Consider the following 14462-nt stretch of genomic DNA (forward strand, 5'->3'; position numbering starts at 1 on the left):
TCAGACTCCGTAGCCCTTCAGGGCGGCTGCGGCATTGCGCGCAAAGCGAATGGCATCGCTCGGCTTGTCATGCTCGGCCACAAAGTAGCGGGCCTTGGTCTTGGCCTTGATTTCCTTGATGTAATTCGGCCAGTCCAGGGTACCAGTCCCCACATCCGCCCAGCCATCTTCATCGGTCTTTTCACCGGCAGGGGCAATGTCCTTGACGTGGACTGCGGTGATGCGGTTGCCCAGCTTTTCCATCCAGAAGATCGGATCTTCATTGGCACGGACGACCCAGGCGAGGTCCATTTCCCACTGCGTGTCGGGCGAAGCCTCGAGGATCAGCTCGATCGGCGTCTTGCCGTTGGCGTCCTTGCCGAATTCCCAGTGGTGGTTGTGATAGCCGAAGCCCTTGCCGGCCGCCTTGAAGGCCGCGGCGATCCTGGCGAGACCCTCAGCGAACTCCTGCCAGTTGCCACCACCGGTGCGGAAGGCCTCGGAAGGCGGTGCTGGACAATAGACGGTCTGGATGCCGACGGTATCGACGATCTTGAGGGCTGCGTCGGTATCCTCCAACTGGCCGTAGCCCATATGAGCCGTCGGCATGGTCAGGCCGGCATTCTTGAGGCTCTGGGCGAGTGCTGCCGGGTCGGCGAACTGGCCGCCCCAGCCTTCAACCTGGGTGTAGCCCAGGCCCGCAAGGGTCTTGAGTGTCTCGTCGAGGGACGCCTCGTTGCGGGCGCTATAAAGCTGATAGGAAAAATCCATGTTAGGCCTCATCGTGAAATTGAGTGCGTAGTCAGGTCGCGCCGGGAGATAGCCTCACCAGGGGCGAGCGTCGCTGCGCCCGGACAGAACGACTGCCGCAAAAGTAAAATCGGGTGCCAAAATCGGCGGAAAGGCGCCCATAGGCGCCTTTCGCTTTTCAGGGAAATCTACAGGCGCCGCTCGCTTGTGGCGTCGAACATGGAGCCTCGCGCAATATCGAAGCCAAGGGTGACCTTGTCTCCATCCTTGAGTTCGATGTCGCTGCTGCAGCGGAAGGTCAGAGTCTGCCCGCCGACGCGCGTATAGGCGACGACTTCCGCGCCCATCGGTTCAACGATTTCGATTTCGCAGGGAACAGAGAAGCTGGACTTGGCAGCTTCCTCCCCGATCGAAACATGCTCGGGACGGATGCCCAGGACCACTTTGGTCCCATCCGCGGGCTTGCTATCAAAGGCATAGTCCCCAACGGGGATGCGCAGATCGGCGAACTCAAAGGTCTTGCCACCGTCGGTCAGCTTGCCCTCGAAGAAGTTCATGGACGGCGAGCCGATAAAGCTGGCGACGTAGAGATTGACCGGGCGGTTATAGACGCCGCTGGGGGTATCGAACTGCTGGATGACACCATTGCGCATGATCGCGATGCGATCGGCCAAGGTCATGGCTTCGACCTGATCGTGGGTCACATAGACCATAGTGTTCTTCAGCCGCTGATGCAGGCGCTTGATTTCCACTCGCAGGTCCGAGCGCAGCTTGGCGTCGAGGTTGGAGAGTGGTTCGTCAAACAGGAAGACGTCCACATCGCGCACAAGGGCACGACCAATCGCAACGCGCTGGCGCTGACCACCGGACAGGGCCGCGGGCTTGCGTTCGAGCAGAGGTTCGATCTGAAGAATTTCGGCAGCGCGCTTCACGCGCTGTTCGATCTCGGCTTTGGGCAAACCGGCGTTCTTGAGGCCGAACGAAAGGTTCCCGCGAACCGACATCTGCGGATAGAGCGCATAGGACTGGAACACCATGCCGATGCCGCGCTGCGACGGCTCGGACCAGGTAACGTTCTTGCCCTTGATGAAAATCTGTCCGTCGGTGATGTCGAGCAGACCGGCAATGCAGTTGAGCAAGGTTGACTTGCCGCAACCCGATGAGCCGAGGAGGACGATGAACTCGCCTTCCTTCACATCGAGATCAAGGCTCTTGAGAACGCTGACATTGCCGAAGTTGAGCGTCAGATTTTTGACCTGAATGGAATAGTCCATGGGATTAGCCTTTCACGGCACCGGCGGCGATGCCGCGCACAAAGAGCCTGCCGGAGACAAAGTAGACGAATAGCGGGACAAGACCGGTGAGCACGGTGGCCGCCATGTTGACGTTGTATTCCTTCACGCCCTGAACCGAGTTCACAATATTATTGAGCTGCACGGTCATGGGGTAGAGCTCGGGCTTGGTGAACACGACGCCGAACAGGAAGTCGTTCCAAATACCAGTCACCTGAAGGATGATGGCCACCACGAAGATCGGGATCGACATCGGCAGCATGATCTGGAAGTAAATCCGCCAGAACCCTGCCCCGTCCACGCGTGCTGCCTTGAACAGTTCTTCAGGCAGTGAGGAGAAGTAATTCCGGAACAGCAGTGTCAGGATCGGCATGCCGAAGATGGAATGCACCAGAACCAGCCCCTGCAAGGTACCGTAAATACCCAGTTCGCGAAGCAGAATCACCATCGGATAGAGCATCACCTGGTAAGGGATGAACGAACCGAAGATCAGGATCGTGAAGAAGATGTCCGAACCCTTGAACTTCCAGTTGATCAGGGCATAGCCGTTGATCGAAGCGATCAGGATGGACACCACAACCGAAGGTATGGTGATCCGTGCGGAATTCCAGAAGCCGCGCGAAAGACCATCACAGTTCAAGCCAGTACAGGCCTCCGCCCAGGCCTTCACCCAAGGCTGGAATGTGACCTCCATAGGCGGAGCGAAAATATTGCCCAGACGAACCTCTGGCATGCCCTTGAGTGAGGTCATGATCATCACCCAGAGAGGCAAGGCGTAGTATACGCACACTACAAACAGTGTGCCGTAGATCATGATGTTGCGTGGCGAGATGCGACGCTGCGGCTTTGCACCGCGGGCGCCGGTCATTTCGGCCGAAGCCGATGACACGCCCGCTGCACTGCCTGGAAGAGCGGTATCAGACACGCTTCTTTCCTCCAAATTCGAGGTAAGCCCACGGAATGAGCACGATCAACACCGAGAGCAACATCATGCTCGAGGCCGCAAAGCCCTGGGCGAGATTCTGCGCCTGGAACATGTAGTCGTACACGTACATTGCCGGGACCTGGCTTGCATTGCCGGGGCCACCAGAAGTCTGGGCAACCACAAGGTCATAGAGGCGGATGATGCCGGAAGCGACAATAACCAGCGTCGTGATGAAGACAGCGCGCATCATTGGAATGATGATGAAGACGTAGACTTTCCAGCGCGGAATGCCATCCACCCGCGCAGCTTTCCAGATTTCTTCGTCGATACCACGCAGACCAGCGAGCATCAGGCACATGACAAAACCCGTACCCTGCCAGAGCCCGGCGATGAGCAGGCCAAACAGGACAGTCTGCGGATTGTTCAGGGGATCAAAGGAGAACCAATCCATACCAAGACTGCGAGCGATATGCTCGATGCCAAACTGGGGATTGAGAACCCACTGCCACACCAAGCCCGTCACGATGAATGACAAGGCGAAAGGATAAAGCATGACTGTGCGGAAGGCGTCTTCGAAGCGGATCTTCTGATCCATCAGGACTGCCAGCAGAAAACCGATCGTGATGGTAAAGACCAGACTGAAAACGCCGTAAAGCATCAGGTTCTGGATCGAGACGAGCCATCGGCTGGTCGACCACAGACGTTCATATTGCTCAAAGCCAACAAAGTTCAGCCTGGGGAGCAACTTAGAATCAGTAAAAGAATAGACGACGGTCCATAGAGTACCGCCGACGAATACGACGAGCGCAGTAAAGACCATCGGAATGGCCGCGATCTTCGCGTTGATATTTCGGAACAGACGTCCGGGCTGAAAGCCTGCCACTCTGCGCCCCCTTATTCCCTTAAGACGGATTCGGGGCCGCCCGAAAAGGCGGCCCCGCATTCAGATCGAAATCAGAGACCCGACTTCAGGTTGGCAACCCACTGAGCATGGGCGTCTTCCGGCGACATGTCAGACTTCCAGAACTCGACCATCAGGTCTTCGTTCTGCTTCGTCACGTCCGGCGACCAGACCATGTCACCCGAGGGGAGGATGTTGCCAGAAGCAAGCAGTTCCAGACCCTTCTTCATGCAGTCATTGGCAGCCGACAGGTCGACGTCGCCGCGGATCGGGAGCGAACCCTTCTTCAGGTTAAAGTCAACCTGGACTTCAGGCGAGACGAGGAGAGCAGCCAGGCGCTTCTGGGCAGCTTCCTGCTCTGGATCGTCGAGCTTGGGGAAGTAGAACGCGTCACCGCCGGTCGACAGATAGGCATTCAGACCAAGACCGGGCAGACAGGTGTAGTCTTCACCAGCAACTTCACCGGCAACCTGGAACTCACCCTGAGCCCAGTCACCCATGATCTGACCACCAGCTTCGTCGGTGATCACGAGATTGGTTGCCTGGTTCCAGTCCTGAACGGTGGACTTGGCAGCCAGTGCACGAGCGTCAGCGACGGCCTGGAAGACGGCGGCGTATTCCGGACCAGCGGCAACGTCCATGTTCTTCTCGACGTTCACCTGCTTCCAGACGTCAAGACCGGCAACGGCGATCGAGATGGCGCCGAAGGCCAGGTTCGACTGCCAGGGCTGATTGCCCAGAGCCAGCGGGATCTTGCCAGCAGCTTCGAGCTGCGGAGCGGTTTCCACGAATTCGTTCCAGTTGGTCGGAACAGGGATACCGGCATCTTCGTAGGCCTTGTTCGACAGCCACAGCCATTCGGGCGAGTGGATGTTGACCGGCGCACAATAGATGCGACCATCGACGGTGCAGGCATCCAGAAGGGACGGCGGGAACACCACTTCCTTCCAGTTGTTCTCTTCGGCAACGTCCGTCAGATCGAGCATCAGACCGGCTTCGACCAGTTCCAGGGCCTGCTGGCCGTGGTTGAACTGGGTCGCACCCATCGGGTCACCGCCGGTGATGCGGCTGATCATGATCGGACGAGCCGTACCGCCGCCGCCGGCAATGGCGCCGTCGATCCAGTGGTCGCCCGAAGCGTCGAACGCCTTGGCGAGTTCGGCCACAGCGGCAGCCTCACCACCGGAAGTCCACCAGTGCGTGACTTCAAGATCGGTTGCATAGGCCGTGGAGCCAAGGAAAGCAGTTGCCATAGCGGCAACCACTGCAAACTTTTTCATAGGTTGTCCTCCCAACGAACACGAGGAGCAAATGCTCCAGCGATGCACCAGTCGCATGGCTGCCCTTCCAATGTGGCAGCCCACAACTGTGTGTAATCGATTGCACGGCTCAGTGCAAACTGGTTGTGCAATCGATTTCAAGAGTTTCATACAAGCCTTGCGGAGATGTCAAGATCGATTTAGACCGATTGCATGACTGACAGCGGGAGGGGGCGCTGCCAGGGATGACCGAAACTAGAAAAACACCGACAATTCAAGATGTTGCGCGCTTTGCGAAAGTATCAACCGCAACTGTAAGCCGCGCCTTGTCGAGCCCCGACAGGGTCAGCGAGGGGACACGTGCGCGCATTTCCGAGGCCATCCGTGTAACCGGTTACACTTTGAACCAGGCGGCTCGTTCCTTGCGCCAGCGCACGGCAAAAACGATCCTGGTTGCCTTGCCCGACATTCGCAATTCCTTTTTCTCCTCCATACTCGATGCTGTTGAGCGCGAGGCCACCAACCGGGGCTATGGTGTTCTTGTTGCCAATCTCTTCCTGGCCCGAACGCCCGCGCAACGGCTCCAGGACTACATGCTTTCCAATCGTGCGGACGGCCTGCTGCTGCTCGACGGCTCGCTCGATCCCGGCACCCTGCAAGCGCTTGTGCGCGCCCCCAATTCGGTGCCGTTGGTCGTGGCCTGCGAGGAGATACCCAATTCCGGATTTCACACCGTTCTAACCGACAATGTCGTGGCGGCCGAACGCGCGACCCGGCACCTGATCGATTTGGGGCATCGTCATATCGCGCATTTGCTGGGGCCCGATCACAACGTCGTGGCACGCGACCGCATGGCCGGGTACGCAAACGCGCTGAACCGTGCGGGTCTTGCCATGCGGCAGCAGTGGTTGTTTCGGGGCAATTTCGACATTGAGAGGGGATTTGCCGCAGCAGCTCACTTCATGTCGCTCAGCGAACGGCCTACGGCAGTATTTGCGGCCAATGACGAATCGGCGATCGGATTCCTGTCCGGCCTCCGCCAATACGGGATACTTTGTCCTCGTGATATTTCACTGGTCGGCTTTGATGATCTGGGCGTCGCGGCCCACTATGCCCCGCCGCTTACGACAATGCGCCAGCCGCGCGAATTGATCGGGCGCATGGCGGCCGAAGCCCTGATTGATATCCTTGAAGATGACGACCATCAGCGCGCGCCGCTCCGAATCGTTCTCAACTCCGAATTGATTGTGCGCGAAAGTACCGCGCATGTGCCCATGAGAGGACAGGACTGATCGCTGCTCTAGGGGTATGGCCTTGGTGGCAAAATGAGGTAAACAGGCCTCGGTCCGGTCCCGTAGCTCAGCTGGATAGAGCAGCAGCCTTCTAAGCTGTTGGTCACAGGTTCGAATCCTGTCGGGATCGCCACCTCGCCCATCTCACCAATAGCCAGGCCGCTTGGGTGAACATCGGCGGCGCATGGGCACCGATCGGGAATCCGGATCGGCTGATTTGTCCCCAGAAGGTGGTCTGGATGTCGATAAAGGTTGTCCACATCCACGAATTGCGCCAACGTAGCAGCCTAATTTGGGGGCAGATCCACTGGCTGACGACGCAAACCGACCCACCATCGTCCTGTTCGATCTCGATGGAACCTTGGTGCACCACGTCAATCCGCGCGTGCTGCAGATGCTGGAATTCCTAGACGATTGCTCGCACCGGGGCGGTCGCCTGGTGGCGCGTTTCCGGCTTGCCCGGCGCCAAATGACTGCTCCGGCGCGCCCGCCAAAACTGCTCGTTCATCGGGTGATTCACAAGGTTCGCCGCAAGAGCGTCGAGCAGATGCTCCAGCCGTGCGAAACCATGCGAACCGTGTTGGAAAAACTAAAGGAAGAAGGTGTGGCGCTCGGCGTGGTCAGCAACGGACTAGGTCGTGGCTACGGCCACGATGTATTGCGCACCTTCGGGCTCGACTCGTTTTTCAGTTCTGCAGTTTTCCGGGAGGACGTGTCGCGTGGGAAACCATGGCCCGACTCAATCGTGGTCGCCCTCAAAGGAATGGGCCGCGAACTGCGGCGCAATGACGTGATCTGGTATATCGGTGACCAGCGCAAGGATATCGGCGCCGCCCTGGCAGCCTCGCAGGTTATCGGCCAGACCATCCGGCCCTTCGCCTTGGGCGCGCGTGCGGCCATGGGGGCTGTGGAAGCCCGGCTATCGCCAGCGCAGATCATGTGGACACCGTCCGATTTTGAGCGGGCTGTGCGACTTGCGTTTGACCGAGGTGACGAAGATGTCGCCATAGGGGGCCCCCTGCCCGCTCCCCTGATCTAGCGGCGCATTTGCGATAGCGGCCCCGCCGATCGGCATTGATAGCTAGAAATCAAACCCCATCTGAGTAACCACCTTGGCGTGCTCCGCGATGCGTTCCGGCTTACGGGCAAATAGCGGTGCCTCATCCGCCACACCACCACCATCAACTTGCTGAATTCGACGCCGCGATGGCGCCTTCGCCTTCCCTGTACTCGCGACAGGTGTTGGTTCAACTTCTGCTGGCCGCGGCGTGACGACATTGGCCGCCGTCTCCTGAACCGAAGCGGATTTGATCTCAGGCATGGCGATGCCGTTGATCCAATTCACTGCGCCTGCAAGCTTTGCGACCTTCAGGGTGTAGAGGTTTTCCCGCCCTTTTTTGACTTCGATGACCAGGCCGGCCGTCTTGAGCACCCGCAGGTGCCGCGAGATCGCGGGTCTACTGATCGAAAAGGCATCGGCCAGCGTATGTACCGGTATGGGGCCGGGCAGAAGAAGCTCGACTATTCGGCATCGAGTGGCGTCCGCCAAGGCAGAATAGACGGCGATCGGGGGCTTGGAACGTTTGGTCATGTGACTGGTTAAAGTAACGGCAGCGTTACCCGTCAAGACGCCTTCTTTGGCATGAGCGTTTTGTTCACCAGGATTTTTCGTCCGCTGTTCACCCTCGCGCCAAGTGTGATGGTCGAGAAAGGTCATGGTCACATATGTGCCACAGCATGGAGGCAAGGAGGAACGGATGATGACCAGTATCGCCAATCGACGTGCCCGGATGGGAATGCGCCTGCGCCGGGCCTATTCCAGAGCGGAACTGGTCGTTGACGCGGCGGTGCACATCCTGGGGCTGGTCGTGGCGATCGCGGCGGGCTCCGCCCTGCTGACGCTGGCGCTTTTACAGACAGCCCCCGAGGCCTTCCCCGCGCTGGCCGTTTATGTCGCCACCCTGGTGGTGGTCCTGGGCGTCTCCCTGGCGTTCAACCTATGGCCCAACACACCGGCCAAGAATTACCTGGCAAGACTCGACCAAGCCGCGATCTTTCTGTTCATCGCCGGATCATACACGCCATTTCTGGCCGTTATCGGCGGCACGCCCAGCGGTGTCGTGATGATGAGCCTGGTGTGGGGAGCCTCGCTGGTTGGCGTGGCCCTGAAGCTAATTGTGCCGGAGCGGTTCGGAAGAGTGGCCATCCTGCTCTATCTGGCGATCGGCTGGAGCGGCGTATTGGTTTTCCAGTCATTGGGGCAGGCCTTGCCGTCCACGACCCTGTGGCTGCTGCTCGCCGGCGGCATCACCTATTCGGCTGGCATCGTCTTTCACCTCTGGGAAAAGCTGAAATTCCAAAACGCGCTCTGGCACGTATTCGTGGTCGCCGGCGCCAGCCTTCACCTGTGGGCGGTGATCGACTGCATGGTCATTGCCCGGATGTGATCCGCGGGTGCGAGACAGTATCGCCCGCTTCAATCCCAAGCTCAGTTGAACGCCCCCCGGGAATTTCCAGCACGAACTGAACCGGGCCGGACGACGGGATGGAGGTGGTATCGTGCGGCCGCGCGTTGACGTGAATATTGAGCACCGTCCCATCGGCCTCAATGAAAAGCATGTCGAGCGGAATATAGGTATTGCGCATCCAGAAGGAGACCGGCCGCTCCTCCTTGAAGTCGAACAGCATACCGGCGTCATCGGCCAGTTCCTGACGATACATCAGACCCTTGGCCCGCGTTTCCGGAGTATCCACGATCTCAACGGTGAAGGCATGATCACCGCTTTCGGAATGCACCACCAGACGCGTCTCGTCACTGCAAGCAGCGAGCGGCAAAGTGATCAGGGTTGCCGCGAAGATGGCGGCAACACCGCGCAACGCTATGGGTGCCTTGGTGATTGGGGGAGTGCTCAGAGCCATAGCTGGGTTTGACCGCCTAGTGCGAGGACGGCGCGTCGCCCCAGCCATCGGGCCTGATCTCGGCAACCATGAGGCCCTTGGGGCCCTGGCCATAGCGGACCAGAACGAACTGCCCAGGCCGCAACTCGGTAATCCCGAAGCGGCGCAGCGTCTCCATATGTACAAAGACGTCAGGGGTACCCTCGCCGGCCGACAGGAAACCAAAGCCGCGGATGCGATTGAACCATTTCACTTCGAGCCGGACCATACCCGACGTCGGTTCGACGACCACGTGGGTGCGCGGTGCCGGCATCTGTGAGGGATGGCGCGCGGTCGATTCGTCCATAGAAACGACGCGAAATGCCTGCAGGCCACCCGGACGATTGAGGGCTTCGACGACAATGCGCGCGCCTTCATAGGCTGTCTGGTAGCCATCGCGGCGAAGGCAGGTCACATGCAGAAGCACATCGGCCATGCCATTGTCGGGAACGATGAAGCCGAATCCCTTGCCCGCATCGAACCACTTGATCGTGCCGGCCACCTCAATGGTATCGCTGGCCGGCTGATGGTCAGCCCGGATGTGCTCGCCCTGCGCGGTTGCATCCGACCGCGTCAGGCCAATGGCATCACTTCCCTCGCCGTTGCTCTTGGCCCCCATCGTCCAAACGCCTTCTCACTCGCCCGCTTGATGCGGGTACTCCTCACTAGACAGACACAGTCTCGCCGATTCAGCGGCAAAAGTTAAGAAGGTGTTGCGATTTTGTTGACAGCTCTCGGCGCGGGATTGTTGCCGGGCGCCAACCGGCTTGATAGGCCTTGGCCGCAACAGACAACCAAAGGAGACGACCTTGAAGTATCTGCACACAATGGTGCGTGTCACCGACATCGAGGAGAGCCTGCGGTTCTATTGTGAGGGTCTGGGCCTGGAAGAGGTGCGCCGGACAGAGAACGAGAAAGGCCGGTTCACGCTGATCTTCCTTCGCGCGCCGGGTGACGAGGGTGGCGAGGTCGAGCTGACCTACAATTGGGACCCGGACCCACAGCCCTATTCGGGCGGCCGCAACTTTGGGCATCTGGCCTATCGCGTTCAGGACATTTACGCGCTTTGCCAGCACCTCTCGGATATGGGGGTCACCATCAATCGCCCGCCGCGCGACGGACACATGGCCTTTGTGCGCTCGCCAGACGGCATATCGGTGGAACTCATCCAGGACGGGCACCTCGAGCCCAAGGAACCCTGGGCCTCCATGCCCAATACTGGCAGCTGGTAGCACTCTACCAGAGTTAAACATTCGCTAACCGTGCCACTTAGCGCGCGGTTAGTGAAACCGCTCTAATTTTAGCGACCGAACCCCGAAGCCCATTGCCTGTTGCCAAAGCGCGACACGCCACGGGAAGGTCGCCATGACACGTCTGCTCCGCTCCGTCCTTGTTTCTCTCGCCGCCGCCCTCGTACTGGCGGGATGCCTGCCCATGGCACTGTTCGCCAGCGGCAACGGCCCAGGCTATTCCGGCCTGAAGCAGGATTGGGGCACCTATGTCAGCTCCAACAATGTCAATGCGCTGTGTATCTCCCCCAAGCTGCGCTTCGTGATCTGGGAGTTCGAAGGCCGGTTTGGCCGAAAGGTGGTGATGAACTCGGGCTACCGGAACGCCTTCCATAATGCCTCGGTCGGAGGCGCGGACAATTCGTATCACACCAAGTGCATGGCGGCTGACTTCTATATTCCGGGCGTTTCCAAGCAGGACCTGATCGCCTTTGCCATGACGGTGGACGGGGTGGGCGGTCTGGGATGCTATCCTGGGCGGGCTTTCATCCATGTCGATGTCCGAGATCGTCCACGCGGTTACCGCCGCCCGGTGACCTTCTCGGGCTGTTGATAAGTCGGGCAGGCGAAAAAAAGCGCGACGGATCAATGCAAACGGGGTTGCACAATCAAAAGCACCCCATTATACGACGCCCATCGCGCTGATGCGCCCTTCGTCTATCGGTTAGGACGGCACCCTTTCACGGTGCAGAGAGGGGTTCGATTCCCCTAGGGCGTACCACCTTCCCCCTGCTTTTCAAGCATGTGGCAAGGCCAAAGCGATGACCGTGCGCCCATCGTCTAGCGGTCAGGACGACGCCCTCTCACGGCGTAAACAGGGGTTCGATTCCCCTTGGGCGTACCAATCTCCTTCTTCAGACATGTTTGATGCCTGGCGTGAAGAATTTCAGCCAGTACGTTGTTCTGCTTCATTATGCCTTCTCCTGCGCACCTATCTTCCCACCACAGCTAAAGGCTCTTCTCGGCCAGTTCCCTGAACGCGTCGGGCACGGACTGCCGCTTGTTGAGCTGGTTGATAGCGTAGCCGATGGCGTCGCGACCAAAGCGGGCGCGGGCCTTGTCCATGGCGCAGTCTGCAGACCAGCGGGCAAGGCTCTGACGCGTCCCGGGACGATGCTTCTCGTCAACGAGCCCCAGAGGAAGTTCGAGCTGGATATGCGACTGCGGCCCGATATGGGAGACGGAAACAGCAAGAAGCGTGATGATTCTTTCGTGTGGGTGCTCAGCCAGCGCCGCACAGACCAATTCCTCGGCGATTTCCGCAACAATGGCAGTGGCGGACACCGGTGCATCAAGGGTCGATGATCGGGTGATGGCGCGCATGTCCGCGAAGCGAATACGCACCGTGATTGTTCGTCCGGCCAGAGACTTGGCCCGCAGCCGCGTGGTCACCCGGTCGGCAAGGTGGCGCAGGGTAGGCTTGTAAACCTGTTCTGTAGCTGGTCTGCGGCCCAGCGCGGACTGAGCGCCAGCCGAGCGGGCGCCGTGGCGGGTTTGGACAGCACGGGTGTCGCGATCCCAAGCGAGATCGCAGAGCTTGTCGCCAACCGCCTCGCCCAGGAGGCCGCGCAGCGACTTGCCGGGGGTGTTGGCGAGTTGGCCTATGGTGACAATGCCCTCGTTGCGCAGTCTCGCCTCTGTGACCGGACCAACGCCCCACATGAGACCGACGGGCAAATCGTGAAGAAACTCCAGTTCCGTACCAGGCAGCACAACCACGAGCCCATCCGGTTTGGCCACCTGCGAAGCGACCTTGGCCAGATGCTTGGTGCGCGCCACACCGACCGAGATGGGCAACCCCAATTCGTTGCGGATCCGGCGGCGGATGGTCTGGGCGATCTGTTCGGGGGGGCCAAACAAATGTGTGCATCCGGCGACATCGGCGAAGGCTTCGTCGATGGAGATGCGCTCCACCACGGGGGTATAGTCGCGCATGACGGCAATCGCAGCGTCGCCGAGGCGCTGATACTGATCGAAATGACCGGGGACAAAGAGCAGGTGCGGGCAAAGCTCCCGAGCCTTGCGGCCCGACATGCCACCCCGCACACCGAACGCCTTGGCCTCGTAGGACGCGGCCAGCACCACGCCGCCGCCCACAGCCATTGCCTTGCCGCGCAGTTCCGGGTTCAGAAGCTGCTCGACTGAGGCATAGAACGAGTCGAGATCGGCGTGGAGGATCGTCGCTGAGGCAGCCATGGCGTCACCTATGCGCAGTATGTTGCCATTTTGTTCTCATGTTACGCAGAGTTGTCAATGGTTATGCAGCGATGGCAAACAGCAGTCGGGTGGACGAGTGCTCCCCCAGTGCTGAGATCCCTTCGGTAGAGGAACTTGGGGCAGACGATGACGAAATTCATCTTTGACGGACCCGACGACGCGCGCGCGACAGTGCTACTGGCGCACGGCGCAGGCGCTCCCATGGACTCCGCCTCGATGACGGCGGCCGCCCAGGCGCTGGCCGGACAAGGTCTGCGCGTCGCGCGGTTCGAGTTCGCCTATATGGTCGGTCGACGCAATGATGGCACGCGCAAACCGCCGCCAAAAGCCGACAAGCTCATTGTGGAGTATCGAGATGCGGTCGATGCGCTGGGACCAATTGCGGGACCGCTGATCATCGGGGGCAAGTCCATGGGCGGCCGGGTGGCGAGCATGGTGGCCGATGAGCTGTTCGCCACTGGCAAGATCGCAGGGCTGTTGTGCCTGGGCTATCCGTTCCATCCACCCGGCAAGCCGGAGCAACTGCGGACGGCGCATCTGGAAGGGCTGAGCACCCCTGCCCTCATCGCCCAAGGCACACGAGACCCATTCGGAACCAGAGACGAGGTCCAGGGATATGTCCTGTCGCCGCGGATCGAACTGTTCTGGCTAGAGGATGGCGATCATGACCTGAAACCGCGCAAATCCGTGTCCGGCTTCACTGCCGGGGACCACATGCAGGCCATGGCAACGAAGGCGGCGGACTGGATCAAGCGCGTGACGGGATAAGCATGCCGGTCAGTACGTGACTGCCACACCGCGCTTTGCTTGACCTTCCAGGCTACCGGCATGATGCCGACCGATAGGCACCACCATGGGCGTGTCCGACACAGGATCACGCACGATGCGCGAAGGCATGCCGAATACATCGGCGACCACCGCCTCGGTCATGACGTCGCCGGGCGAACCCTCGGCGACGATATGACCGGACTTCATGGCCACGATGTGATCGGCATAGCGGCACGCCAGGTTCAAATCATGCAGCACAACGACCACGGTGCGGCCACGCTGCCGGACCAGATCGGTCAGCAGATCAAGCACTTCGACCTGATGATTGATGTCGAGATAGGTTGTGGGCTCATCAAGCAGCAGCAATTGGGTGTCCTGCGCCAGGGCCATGGCGATCCAGACGCGCTGGCGCTGTCCACCCGAGAGCTCGTCAACGGCGCGACCGGCCAAGTCCGCAGTATCGGTGGCGTTCAGCGCCTCAGCCACGGCCGCATCGTCCTCGGTGGTCCAGCGACGGAACCAGCCTTGATGGGGATAGCGGCCGCGACCGACCAGATCGGTCACCGCAATGGCGTCCGGGGCAATGGGGGTTTGCGGCAGGACGCCCAGCAGGGTGGCCACCTCGCGAGTCGGCATCTGATGTATCGGCTTGCCATCGAGATAAACGGCGCCACGGGTCGGCGTCAAAAGGCGCGCCAGGCCTCGCAACAGCGTGGATTTGCCCGAGGCATTGGCGCCTACAATGACGGTGAGCTTACCCGGCGGCACGGTGAGACTGAGGCCGGTAACGATCTGCCGGTCCCCATAGGCCAGGTCGAGACCGGCGGCCAGCAATTGGTGCTTGTTTGACATA

Annotated in this window: 16 protein-coding genes and 3 tRNA genes; 9 read left to right on the top strand and 10 right to left on the bottom strand. The window is 60.0% G+C overall.

Annotation, left to right across the window (positions count from 1 at the left end; all coding sequences use genetic code 11):
• From QZ564_RS01610 to QZ564_RS01630, 5 genes are all read right to left on the bottom strand, one after another.
• Positions 1-750: a sugar phosphate isomerase/epimerase gene (locus tag QZ564_RS01610; protein ID WP_297103709.1), complete on the bottom strand. Its 750-nt coding sequence runs from the start codon at positions 748-750 to the stop codon at positions 1-3.
• Between the two features lie 167 nt (positions 751-917).
• Positions 918-2003 (bottom strand): sn-glycerol-3-phosphate ABC transporter ATP-binding protein UgpC, encoded by a 1086-nt coding sequence (ugpC, locus tag QZ564_RS01615; protein ID WP_297103711.1) that lies wholly within the window; start codon positions 2001-2003, stop codon positions 918-920.
• Positions 2004-2007: 4 nt separating this feature from the next.
• A complete protein-coding gene (locus QZ564_RS01620) occupies positions 2008-2889 on the bottom strand; it encodes a carbohydrate ABC transporter permease (RefSeq protein ID WP_297103832.1) in 882 nt (293 codons plus the stop codon).
• Between the two features lie 49 nt (positions 2890-2938).
• A complete protein-coding gene (locus QZ564_RS01625) occupies positions 2939-3844 on the bottom strand; it encodes a sugar ABC transporter permease (RefSeq protein ID WP_297103834.1) in 906 nt (301 codons plus the stop codon).
• 56 nt (positions 3845-3900) lie between these two features.
• Positions 3901-5127, bottom strand: coding sequence for an ABC transporter substrate-binding protein (locus QZ564_RS01630; protein ID WP_297103713.1), 1227 nt, complete (start codon positions 5125-5127; stop codon positions 3901-3903).
• A 224-nt stretch (positions 5128-5351) separates the two neighbouring features.
• Here QZ564_RS01630 and QZ564_RS01635 point away from each other — a divergent pair, with 224 nt between their 5' ends.
• The 3 genes from QZ564_RS01635 (at position 5352) to QZ564_RS01645 (ending at position 7437) form a co-directional block, all read left to right on the top strand.
• Entirely contained in the window at positions 5352-6398 is a 1047-nt protein-coding gene (locus tag QZ564_RS01635; RefSeq protein ID WP_297103715.1) for a LacI family DNA-binding transcriptional regulator, read from the top strand.
• 56 nt (positions 6399-6454) lie between these two features.
• Positions 6455-6531: transfer RNA gene (locus QZ564_RS01640), tRNA-Arg, on the top strand.
• Between the two features lie 159 nt (positions 6532-6690).
• Positions 6691-7437, top strand: coding sequence for an HAD hydrolase-like protein (locus QZ564_RS01645; RefSeq protein ID WP_297103717.1), 747 nt, complete (start codon positions 6691-6693; stop codon positions 7435-7437).
• Positions 7438-7479: 42 nt separating this feature from the next.
• Here QZ564_RS01645 and QZ564_RS01650 read toward each other — a convergent pair whose 3' ends face one another.
• Positions 7480-8115 carry a metalloregulator ArsR/SmtB family transcription factor gene (locus tag QZ564_RS01650; RefSeq protein WP_297103719.1) on the bottom strand — a complete coding sequence of 212 codons (636 nt, stop codon included), beginning with the start codon at positions 8113-8115 and terminating at the stop codon, positions 7480-7482.
• Between the two features lie 43 nt (positions 8116-8158).
• Here QZ564_RS01650 and QZ564_RS01655 point away from each other — a divergent pair, with 43 nt between their 5' ends.
• The gene (locus tag QZ564_RS01655; RefSeq protein WP_297103721.1) at positions 8159-8845 is read left to right on the top strand and encodes a hemolysin III family protein; all 687 of its coding nucleotides are present in this window, start codon (positions 8159-8161) and stop codon (positions 8843-8845) included.
• Here QZ564_RS01655 and QZ564_RS01660 read toward each other — a convergent pair.
• Both QZ564_RS01660 and QZ564_RS01665 read right to left on the bottom strand, forming a co-directional pair.
• Complete coding sequence (locus QZ564_RS01660; RefSeq protein WP_297103723.1) at positions 8829-9317, bottom strand: DUF192 domain-containing protein; 489 nt, start codon at positions 9315-9317, stop codon at positions 8829-8831. The two genes, QZ564_RS01655 and QZ564_RS01660, sit on opposite strands and share 17 nt — an antisense overlap.
• Before the next feature lie 16 nt (positions 9318-9333).
• The gene (locus QZ564_RS01665) at positions 9334-9954 is read right to left on the bottom strand and encodes a cold-shock protein (RefSeq protein ID WP_297103727.1); all 621 of its coding nucleotides are present in this window, start codon (positions 9952-9954) and stop codon (positions 9334-9336) included.
• A 190-nt stretch (positions 9955-10144) separates the two neighbouring features.
• Between QZ564_RS01665 and QZ564_RS01670 the strand changes: the two genes are divergently transcribed.
• From QZ564_RS01670 to QZ564_RS01685, 4 genes are all read left to right on the top strand, one after another.
• Positions 10145-10567: a VOC family protein gene (locus QZ564_RS01670; protein ID WP_297103730.1), complete on the top strand. Its 423-nt coding sequence runs from the start codon at positions 10145-10147 to the stop codon at positions 10565-10567.
• 133 nt (positions 10568-10700) lie between these two features.
• Complete coding sequence (locus QZ564_RS01675; protein WP_297103732.1) at positions 10701-11177, top strand: D-Ala-D-Ala carboxypeptidase family metallohydrolase; 477 nt, start codon at positions 10701-10703, stop codon at positions 11175-11177.
• Positions 11178-11270: 93 nt separating this feature from the next.
• Positions 11271-11345 (top strand) — tRNA-Glu (locus tag QZ564_RS01680).
• Positions 11346-11393: 48 nt separating this feature from the next.
• A tRNA-Glu gene (locus tag QZ564_RS01685) sits at positions 11394-11468 on the top strand.
• Positions 11469-11572: 104 nt separating this feature from the next.
• On the opposite strand, the gene dinB is transcribed toward QZ564_RS01685, so the two are convergent.
• Positions 11573-12820 (bottom strand): DNA polymerase IV, encoded by a 1248-nt coding sequence (gene dinB, locus QZ564_RS01690; RefSeq protein ID WP_297103734.1) that lies wholly within the window; start codon positions 12818-12820, stop codon positions 11573-11575.
• Positions 12821-12967: 147 nt separating this feature from the next.
• On the opposite strand from dinB, the gene QZ564_RS01695 reads away from it, so the two are divergent.
• Entirely contained in the window at positions 12968-13609 is a 642-nt protein-coding gene (locus QZ564_RS01695) for an alpha/beta family hydrolase (protein WP_297103736.1), read from the top strand.
• 9 nt (positions 13610-13618) lie between these two features.
• Here the strand turns inward: QZ564_RS01695 and QZ564_RS01700 are convergent, their stop codons facing one another.
• Positions 13619-14461 carry an ABC transporter ATP-binding protein gene (locus QZ564_RS01700; protein WP_297103738.1) on the bottom strand — a complete coding sequence of 281 codons (843 nt, stop codon included), beginning with the start codon at positions 14459-14461 and terminating at the stop codon, positions 13619-13621.
• Between the last annotated feature and the right edge of the window lies 1 nt (position 14462).

Source organism: uncultured Devosia sp. (genome assembly GCF_913055165.1).
Lineage (GTDB): Bacteria > Pseudomonadota > Alphaproteobacteria > Rhizobiales > Devosiaceae > Devosia.

Coding starts and splice junctions, on each gene's coding strand:
- QZ564_RS01610 (WP_297103709.1), bottom strand. CDS start 750: ATGGATTTTTCCTATCAGCTTTATAGCGCCCGCAACGAGGCGTCCCTC.
- ugpC (WP_297103711.1), bottom strand. CDS start 2,003: ATGGACTATTCCATTCAGGTCAAAAATCTGACGCTCAACTTCGGCAAT.
- QZ564_RS01620 (WP_297103832.1), bottom strand. CDS start 2,889: ATGACCGGCGCCCGCGGTGCAAAGCCGCAGCGTCGCATCTCGCCACGC.
- QZ564_RS01630 (WP_297103713.1), bottom strand. CDS start 5,127: ATGAAAAAGTTTGCAGTGGTTGCCGCTATGGCAACTGCTTTCCTTGGC.
- QZ564_RS01635 (WP_297103715.1), top strand. CDS start 5,352: ATGACCGAAACTAGAAAAACACCGACAATTCAAGATGTTGCGCGCTTT.
- QZ564_RS01650 (WP_297103719.1), bottom strand. CDS start 8,115: ATGACCTTTCTCGACCATCACACTTGGCGCGAGGGTGAACAGCGGACG.
- QZ564_RS01655 (WP_297103721.1), top strand. CDS start 8,159: ATGACCAGTATCGCCAATCGACGTGCCCGGATGGGAATGCGCCTGCGC.
- QZ564_RS01660 (WP_297103723.1), bottom strand. CDS start 9,317: ATGGCTCTGAGCACTCCCCCAATCACCAAGGCACCCATAGCGTTGCGC.
- QZ564_RS01665 (WP_297103727.1), bottom strand. CDS start 9,954: ATGGGGGCCAAGAGCAACGGCGAGGGAAGTGATGCCATTGGCCTGACG.
- QZ564_RS01675 (WP_297103732.1), top strand. CDS start 10,701: ATGACACGTCTGCTCCGCTCCGTCCTTGTTTCTCTCGCCGCCGCCCTC.
- dinB (WP_297103734.1), bottom strand. CDS start 12,820: ATGGCTGCCTCAGCGACGATCCTCCACGCCGATCTCGACTCGTTCTAT.
- QZ564_RS01695 (WP_297103736.1), top strand. CDS start 12,968: ATGACGAAATTCATCTTTGACGGACCCGACGACGCGCGCGCGACAGTG.
- QZ564_RS01700 (WP_297103738.1), bottom strand. CDS start 14,461: ATGTCAAACAAGCACCAATTGCTGGCCGCCGGTCTCGACCTGGCCTAT.